The organism is Protofrankia sp. Cr1 (assembly GCF_963555865.1).
Taxonomy (GTDB): Bacteria; Actinomycetota; Actinomycetes; order Frankiales; family Frankiaceae; genus Protofrankia.
On record NZ_CAUVXO010000024.1, the window covers coordinates 5641 to 14276 of the forward strand.

General features: G+C 68.3%; 8 protein-coding genes. 4 read left to right on the top strand and 4 right to left on the bottom strand.

What is annotated here, in order from left to right:
* Positions 1 to 94: 94 nt before the first annotated feature.
* The 4 genes from U9980_RS04245 (at position 95) to U9980_RS04260 (ending at position 4853) form a co-directional block, all read left to right on the top strand.
* Positions 95 to 1195 carry a hypothetical protein gene (locus tag U9980_RS04245; RefSeq protein WP_322766771.1) on the top strand — a complete coding sequence of 367 codons (1101 nt, stop codon included), beginning with the start codon at positions 95 to 97 and terminating at the stop codon, positions 1193 to 1195.
* Entirely contained in the window at positions 1195 to 2445 is a 1251-nt protein-coding gene (locus U9980_RS04250; RefSeq protein WP_322766772.1) for a toxic anion resistance protein, read from the top strand. Before U9980_RS04245 ends, U9980_RS04250 begins: the two co-directional genes overlap by 1 nt.
* Entirely contained in the window at positions 2442 to 4070 is a 1629-nt protein-coding gene (locus U9980_RS04255) for a vWA domain-containing protein (RefSeq protein WP_322766773.1), read from the top strand. The genes U9980_RS04250 and U9980_RS04255 overlap by 4 nt, the downstream gene beginning before the upstream one ends.
* Before the next feature lie 84 nt (positions 4071 to 4154).
* Entirely contained in the window at positions 4155 to 4853 is a 699-nt protein-coding gene (locus U9980_RS04260; RefSeq protein WP_322766774.1) for a hypothetical protein, read from the top strand.
* A 34-nt stretch (positions 4854 to 4887) separates the two neighbouring features.
* On the opposite strand, the gene U9980_RS04265 is transcribed toward U9980_RS04260, so the two are convergent.
* The 4 genes from U9980_RS04265 to recO all read right to left on the bottom strand — a co-directional run bounded on the left by U9980_RS04265 (position 4888) and on the right by recO (position 8501).
* Positions 4888 to 6252, bottom strand: coding sequence for a glycine--tRNA ligase (locus U9980_RS04265; RefSeq protein ID WP_416210150.1), 1365 nt, complete (start codon positions 6250 to 6252; stop codon positions 4888 to 4890).
* A gap of 186 nt (positions 6253 to 6438) precedes the next feature.
* Positions 6439 to 6765 (bottom strand): antibiotic biosynthesis monooxygenase family protein, encoded by a 327-nt coding sequence (locus U9980_RS04270; protein ID WP_322750406.1) that lies wholly within the window; start codon positions 6763 to 6765, stop codon positions 6439 to 6441.
* Positions 6766 to 6833: 68 nt separating this feature from the next.
* Entirely contained in the window at positions 6834 to 7652 is an 819-nt protein-coding gene (locus U9980_RS04275) for an isoprenyl transferase (RefSeq protein ID WP_322766775.1), read from the bottom strand.
* 117 nt (positions 7653 to 7769) lie between these two features.
* Positions 7770 to 8501: a DNA repair protein RecO gene (gene recO / locus U9980_RS04280; RefSeq protein WP_322750404.1), complete on the bottom strand. Its 732-nt coding sequence runs from the start codon at positions 8499 to 8501 to the stop codon at positions 7770 to 7772.
* Positions 8502 to 8636: the final 135 nt, after the last annotated feature.

Genomic DNA, 8636 nt, shown 5'->3' on the forward strand with positions numbered 1-8636 from the left:
GGGAGCCGGGTCGGGAGCCGGTCGGACATCACGGATGGAGCATGATGCAGACTGACATACCCGGACCGACACCAGCGAACGAAAGGAAGGCGCCGTGCACGGTCGCCGAGTTCTCGGGCTCGTGCTTGCCGGGCTGCTCACGGTCGGTGTCATCGCTGTGGTCGTCGTCCCGCGGATGCGCTCCACGCCGAACAGCGGCGAAGTCAGTGTCCGTGCGCTGATCTCATCGGAAAAGCAGGCCTTCTTCTCGGACCCGGACGTGATTGCCGCCCTCGCCCGGGCCGGCTACCGCATTGAGATCACGTCCGCCGGATCGCGCGAGATCGCCACCACCCGCGACCTGTCCGGGTTCGACCTGGCCTTCCCGGCCGACGGGCCGCAGGCGGACCGCATCAAACGCGATCGGAAGATAACCGCGTCCTACGTACCCTTCTTCACGCCCATGGCGATAGCCGCCTTCGCCCCGATCGCGACGCTGCTGACCGCGGCAGGTGTCAGCGTCACCGATGGCGACCATTACCTGTTCGACATGCGCAAGTACCTCGACCTGGTGGCAAAGGACACCCGGTGGTCGCAACTGCCGGGGAACAAGGCTTATCCGACCGACAAGTCCATCCTCATCAGCTCGACGGATGTGCGGACGTCGAACTCGGCCGCCCTCTACCTGGCGATCGCGTCCTATGTGAGCAACAACGGGAACATCGTCACCGACGCCGGGACAGCCGACCGGATGGCCAACATACTCGCACCCCTTTTTTTCAAACAGGGCTACCTGCAGGCGTCGTCGCAGGAACCGTTCGACGACTTTCTGACGATCGGCATGGGGAAAACGCCGATGGTCATGATTTATGAGGCCCAGTTCAGAGCCCATGCACTCGCCAAAGACGGTTCCTTGAACGATCAGATGGTGCTGATGTACCCGAATCCGACCATCTATGCCAAGCACACCGTCGTCCCGCTCACACCTGCAGGCGACGCGGTCGGGCGCCTGCTGAGCACTGACCCGGAGCTCCAGCGCCTCGCCGTGCGGCACGGGTTCCGGACCGCGGACGCCGGCTACGGCCGGCAGTATGCCGCCGAACGGGGGACCAATCCCCCACCGCAGCTGGTCAACGTCGTCGAACCACCGAGCGCGGAGATATCCGAGCGAATGATCACCGAGATCGAGATGAAGTACCAGAAGGGCCCGGGTTGATGAACCTGCCACCGCCGACCCCGTCACCGGCCGCGGGCGGCCCCGGCACGCAACTGGTCCTGGTGCCGCCCGAGCCCGTCGCGCCGGTCGCGCCCGAGCAGGCCGGACCGGCCGTTGCGATCAGTGCCGAGGTGGCGTCGCGCCTGAGCAGCCAGGCGGTGGCCTTTGCCGACGCGCTGGTCGGCATCGACCCGAGCTCGCCTGGCTTCACCTCCAAGGTCGCCGCCGTGCACCGGATGGGCGAGAAGGAGATCCGCGCCTCGGCGGCGGTATCCAACCGGCTGCTGGACAAACCGACGCGCGCGATGAACTCGGGCCCCTTCGACGCGACGTCGTCGGTGTCGACCTCACTGGTGGAACTACGCAGGGTGATCGACGACCTTGATCCGTCCAAGGTGAACCTGCTGGGCCCGAAAAAACTGCTCGGGATGATCCCGTTCGGGAACCGCCTGCGGGACTACTTCGCGTCCTATCAGTCGTCACAGACACATCTGGACGCCATTCTGCACGCGATGCAGAACGGCCAGGAGGAACTGCGGCGGGACAATGCCGCGATCGAGCAGGAAAAGCACAACCTGTGGACCACCATGAGCAGGCTGCGCGAGTACGCCCAGCTGGCCTCGGACCTCGACGCCGAGCTCGTCACCCGGATCGACCGGATCGAGGCCGCCGACCCGGATCGGGCCCGAACGCTTCGCGAGGACGTCCTGTTCTACGTGCGGCAGAAGCACCAGGACCTGCTCACCCAGCTCGCGGTGAGCGCGCAGGGTTACCTGGCCCTGGATATGATCCGGCGCAACAACCTCGAACTGATCAAAGGTGTGGACCGGGCGAGCACCACGACCGTCGCGGCGCTGCGGACCGCGGTACTCGTCGCACAGGCCCTGGCCAACCAGAAACTGGTGCTCGACCAGATCGCCGCGTTGAACGAGACGACCGAGCGCCTCATCGTCGGCACGTCCGAGCTGCTGCGGCGCCAGACCGTCGAGATCCACGGGCAGGCGGCGTCCTCGACCGTGTCGGTGCAGGCCCTCCAGCAGGCGTTCGCCAACATCTATGCCACGATCGACACGATCGACGGGTACAAGACCGCCGCCCTGGAGACCATGCGGACAACGGTGACGGCCTTGTCGCAGGAGGTGGGAAAGGCAGCCGCATATCTGGACCGGGCCGCCTCGACCGCTCCCGTCGAGATCGCGCCGGCCTCGTCAGCAGCCGGCGAACTGGAAATCTCCGGCGGCGGGCCGTGACCGGACGCCGTGTCCACCCGGTCGCAATCGGCCTGCTCGCCGTGTGCGCGGCTGCGTTCACCCTGACCGCCTGCGGTTCCGGGTCGGGGTCGGGGTCGGGGTCGGCGTCTGGGTCGGCCCCCGGCCCCGGCAAGCCGGGTGTGCTGCGGATCCTCGCCGGCTCGGAACTGGCCGACGTCGAGCCGCTGCTGGGCGACCTACGCGCGGCCACCGGCGTCACGGTGCAACTGACCTACACCGGGACACTCGATGCCACCGATAAGATCATCAAACATTCCGCGGGCACGGACGCCGCCTGGCTGTCCTCCGACCGTTACCTGCGCCTGCTGCCCGGTGGCGCGCAGGCGGGCAGCGTCCGCACTCCGACCATGACATCGCCGGTGGTCCTCGGTATCCGGACCTCGCTCGCCACGAGGTTCGGCTGGACGGGTACCACCAGCCTCACGTGGGCGGACGTCGCCGCGAAGGTTGCCGCCGGCGAGCTGACGTACGCCATGACGAACCCGGCGGCGTCCAACTCGGGGTTCAGTGCGCTGGTCGGTGTCGCGGCCGCGCTCGCCGGGACCTCGGACGCGCTACAGGCCTCCGACATCCGCCCCGACGCGCTGACGTCGTTCTTCTCGGGGCAGACGCTCACCTCGGGCAGTTCCGGCTGGCTCGCGGACGCCTTCGTCGACAGGCCCCAGGACGCCGGCGGTATGATCAATTACGAGTCGGTGCTGCTGTCGCTGCAACGCTCCGGCCGACTGCGGGAACCAATCACGATCATCTACCCCAAAGACGGCATCATCACAGCCGACTACCCCATGCTCCTGCTCGACCCCGCCCGGCGGGACGAATACAGCCGGGTGGTGACCTGGTTGCGCAGCCCGGATGTCCAGCGACGGCTGCAGACCACCACCAACCGCAGGCCGGCCGTCCCCGGCGTCGCGCTCGACCCGCGGTTCAGCGCGACCACTCTGGCCGAACTGCCCTTCCCCGCCACCCAGGCGGTCGCCGATGAGCTGATCACCTCCTACCTCGACCATTTCCGCCGTCCGTCGCACGCGATCTTCGTACTGGACGTGTCCGGTTCCATGGCCGGCCGGCGCCTGGCCGATCTGCAATCCGCGCTGGCCGGGCTCGCCGGTGCCGACACCTCCCTGTCCGGCCGGTTCACCCGGTTTCGTGACCGTGAAAAGATCACACTTGTGATTTTCAACGGCTCGGTCGTCGGGTCACGCGACTTCACGGTGACCGACACCGGGGCATCCTCGCCCGATCTGGCCGCGATCCGCTCCTACATCACGAGCCTGCAGGCCAACGGGGGAACGGCCATCTACTCCGCGCTCGCCAATGCCTACCGCCGCGCGTCCGATGCGGTCGCCGCCGAGCCCGGCTACCTGACGTCGATCGTCCTGATGACGGACGGTGAGAACAACGCGGGCCTGTCAGCTGGTCAGTTCCGCGCCGGTTACCAGGCCCTTCCCCCGGCTGCGCGAGCCGTCCGCACCTTCTGCATCATCTTCGGCGAGGCACGTCCGGACGACCTGCGCTCGATCGCCACCGACACCGGTGGCGCGACATTCGACGCACGGACATCCCCGCTGACCGATGCGTTCAAGGACATCCGTGGCTACCAGTGACCCCGGGTCCGCCATACCCGGTGGCGGCACCGGTGAGAACCGGGCCTCCTGTCAGGGCTGTCAGGGCTGTCAGGGCCGGCTCGGATGACGGCGATCCGGCTGCCGCGGCCTGACCCACCGCCGCCTCCTCCCGCCAGGGGAACCCGGGAAAAGGCGCTGACGTGGATCGGATCGCTGAAGAACATCGCCGGGTGCACCGGCGCGCTCGGCGGGTTGGGGCTGACCGCCGCCGGCGTGGTCGGATCACCGCAGTGGCCGCTGGTCGTAGCCGCCATGTATGCGATCGGTGCTCTGGTCGCGCCAGCCCGTCGCCCGACACCGGGCGGTAGCCAGCCGAGCGTCGCCGAACTTCGCGCGACCGTCGAGGCCCAGCTGCGGGTCCTGACCGGACTCGCGCCAACCGAGATCACCGCCGCCGCTGCCCAGGTCGTCGACGCGCTGCGCGAGGTGCTGGACCGCCCGCACCTACTGCGCGCCGGCTCGCCCGAGACGTTCGTGGTCGTGCGGACCGTCGCCGACTACCTGCCCACCGCCCTGGAGGTCTACCTCGGCCTGCCGGCGCGGTACGCCCAGACGCACCGGTTGGACGACGGGCGCACGCCACGCGAGGTCGTCATCGGCCAGCTCGGCCTGTTGGAAAAGGGCATCCGCGACGTCACCGAAGCGGCTGCGGCCGGGGACACCGCGAAGCTGCTGTCCCACGGACGTTTCCTGGCCGACCGGTTCGGGTCGAGCGAGCTCGACCTGTCGAACCCGTCCCCCAATCCATCACACACACCCTAGCCAGCTAGGGTCCGAAGCTAGCTAGGGTCCGAAGCTAGCAGGGACCGAGTCGGGCGTTGAGGTAGGACACCGCCTGATCCATGGACACGCGCTCCTGCTCCATGGTGTCGCGCTCCCGGATCGTGACGGCGCGGTCTGCCAGCGAGTCGAAGTCGACCGTGAGACAGAACGGCGTGCCGATCTCGTCCTGCCGGCGGTACCGACGCCCGATCGCGCCGGCATCGTCGAAGTCGACGTTCCAGTGCTTACGCAGCTCCGCGGCCAGATCGCGGGCGACCGGTGACAGGTCGGCGTTGCGCGACAGCGGCAGCACCGCGGCCTTGACCGGAGCAAGCCGACGGTCGAGGCGGAGCACGACCCGGCGGTCCACCCCACCCTTGGTGTTGGGTGCGGTGTCCTCGGCGTAGGCGTCCAGCAGGAATACCAGGGTGGCGCGGTCCACCCCGGCGGCCGGTTCGATCACGTACGGCGTGTACCGGGTGCCGGTGGCCTGCTCGAAGTAGGTCAGGTCCGCGCCGGACGCCTTCGCGTGTACAGACAGGTCGTAGTCCGTGCGGTTCGCGATACCCTCCAGCTCGCCCCACTCCAGGCCGGCGAAGTCGAACCGGTACTCGATGTCGACGGTCCGCTTCGAGTAGTGGGAGAGCTTCTCCTTCGGGTGCTCGAAATGGCGCAGGTTCTCGTCGCGGACACCCAGGTCGCGGTACCACCTCGTCCGCTCACCGAGCCAGTACTCGTGCCAGGTCTCGTCCTCGCCCGGCGGGACGAAGAACTCCATCTCCATCTGTTCGAACTCGCGGGTCCGGAAGATGAAGTTTCCCGGGGTGATCTCGTTGCGGAACGACTTGCCGATCTGACCGATACCGAACGGCGGCTTGCGCCGGGCGGTCGCCTGCACGTTCGCATAGTTGATGAAAATGCCCTGGGCGGTTTCCGGCCGAAGGTAGGCCAGGCCCGACTCGTCCTCGACCGGCCCCAGGTAGGTCTTGAGCAGACCGTTGAACATCCGAGGCTCGGTGAACGTGCCACGCGCACCGCAGCTGGGGCAGTTGACCTCGGTGAGCGCGGTCGGCGGCCGGCCGTGCCTGGACTCGAAGGCCTCCTCAAGATGATCGGCGCGAAACCGCTTGTGGCAGGTGAGGCACTCGGTCAGCGGATCGACGAAGACCTGCACGTGCCCGCTGGTCTCCCAGACCTCACGCGCGAGGATCACACACGAGTCGAGGCCGACCACGTCGTCGCGGCCCTGAACCATGGCCTTCCACCAGGCACGCTTGACGTTGTTCTTCAGCTCCACCCCGAGCGGACCGTAGTCCCACGATGCCCGCAGGCCACCGTAGATCTCGCTTGAGGGGAAGACCAACCCCCGGCGCTTGCACAGACTGACGATGGTGTCCATGCGGTCGGACGAACTGGCCACGCGGGCGCTCCCTTCCCACTCACCCGCCGTCATCGGCGACGTCGGGTGGTCGTGTCCTACGCACACCTGCTCCACCTGATGATCAGAAGGGCAAGTGCCGATCAGACAGACAAGTGCCCAGCGTACGGGCTGCGGGCACAGCCGGCGCAGACAGGTCGGGCAACGTCAGGCACGGTCTGAGCCGTGGCGGACGGCACCCGTGACGCCGTCGTGGGCGAGCAACACCTCGAACGCGCCCGGCTCATCGACAGCGTAGATCATCAACGGCGTCAGCTCCACCCGGACATCGAACGCGGACAGGGCCCGGCGCCACGCACCCACCCCGTCCCACTCGGATGTGATCACCCACAGTTCAGGTTCATCCACGGCACGTCCCAGTCGAGCCGACCCGTAGCCGCGCTGCCCAGCCAGTGCGACCAGGGCCCGGTCCGCACGCTCGCGGAAGGCTTCGGCCTCCCCGACCGGAACCCGCAGCCGCATGACAACAAGCACAGCACGGTTCTATCAGGTCGCGTCCGTCAGCTCCTCAGCCCTCCCCAGCCCGCCACCCGGTCGGCCCGTCACGGCGTGGCCGATCGGGCCCCCGACGGACGGGCCACGACCCCGCCATATCGACGGTCCCGCTTGGCGAAATCCTCACAGGCCGCCCACAGATCGCGCCGGTCGAAATCGGGCCACAGCCGCTCGACGAACAGGAACTCGGCGTATGCGGCCTGCCAGAGCAGGAAGTTGCTCAGCCGTTGCTCCCCCGACGTACGGATCAGCAGGTCGACGTCGGGCATCTCCGGCTCATCGAGATAGCGGGCGACGGTGCTCTCGTCGATGCGGTCGGCCCGCAGGCGGCCGTCACGGACGTCCCGGGCAATGGCGGCGGCCGCATCGGCGAGTTCGGCGCGCCCCCCGTAGTTCACGCACATCGCCAGAGTAAGGCGGTCGTTACCACAGGTGCGTTCCTCGGCCGCCTCCAGCCGTCGGATGACGTTGCCCCACAGGCGCGGACGCCGGCCGGCCCACCGGACCCGGACCCCCAGGGAGTCCATGTCGTCGATGCGCCTGCCGAACACCCCGTCGGTGAAACGCATCAGGAACGCGACCTCGTCCGGCGAGCGCTTCCAGTTCTCCGTTGAGAAGGCATACACCGACAGCCACCGGACGCCCAGCTCGATCGCGCCCTCCACACAGTCGAAGAGGGCCTCCTCACCGGCCTCGTGGCCCTTCGTGCGCGGCAGGCCACGCATTTTCGCCCAGCGGCCGTTGCCGTCCATGACGATGGCAACATGCCGCGGGATCAACTCGGAAGGAAGCTCCGGCGGACATGCGCCGGAAGGATGCGGATGCGGTTCACGGAACCGTCCGGCTCTCCCGTTACGTCGACTCACCGGACACCTCCCTTCTACCGCCAGTCAAGGGTAGCGCGATCATCGTTCCTCCCGCGCCCACAAACATCATCGACGCATCATCGTCGAACGCGCCACCCCCGACGCGTCCGGCCCGGTTCACGCCCGCTCCAGATGAGGCAGTGCACGTAAGCCGTACTCGAGATGCCACTGCAGGTAAGCGGCGACACATCCGCCAGCCTCGCGCCGGGTGCGGACCTCGCTCACATCGGCGGCGGCCCAGTCGCCGGTAAGCAGGTCGGACAGCAGCGTCACGGCGGCCGGCGACATCGAAGCTGCACCGTGCGGTCGGCACTGCGGGCACACTACGCCGCCCGCCGCGATGGAAAACGCCTGGTGGGGCCCTTGCTGGCCGCAGCGGGCGCACTCGCGCACCGCCATCCCGTAGCCCGAGACCGCCAACGCACGCAACAGGAAGGCGTCCAGGACGAGGCCCGGCGCACGTTCGCCCTGGGCGAGGGTACGCAGACCGCCGATCAGAAGCAGGAACAGGCGGATAGCCGGCTGGCGTTCCTCGCTGGTCAGCCGTTCGGCGGTTTCCAGCATGACGGCCGAGGCGGTGTGCCGCGCATAGTCGGCAGCGATCACCGCGCCATAGGGGCGCAGGATGTCGGCCTGCGTGACCGTGTCGAGCGAGCGCCCCTCATGTAGCTGGAGGTCGACGTGGGTACCCGGCTCCAGCCGGGCGCCGAACCGGGACGACGTGCGGCGCACCCCTTTGGCCACCGCGCGCACCCGTCCCGTCCGCCGGGTCAACACGGTGACGATGCGGTCGGCCTCGGCGAGCGGCGTCGTTCGCAGGACGACACCTTCATCGCGGTAGACCGGCACCCACCCATGGTTGCACGCATCCCGGTAAGTGGTCAGGACACGGTCGCCCCGGACCCATTGTGACATGCCGCTGCCGGCGGACCGGTCCGAGCTGTCCGCCGGGCCGGCGGGCTGGCGGCGGGCTGGCGCCGGGCT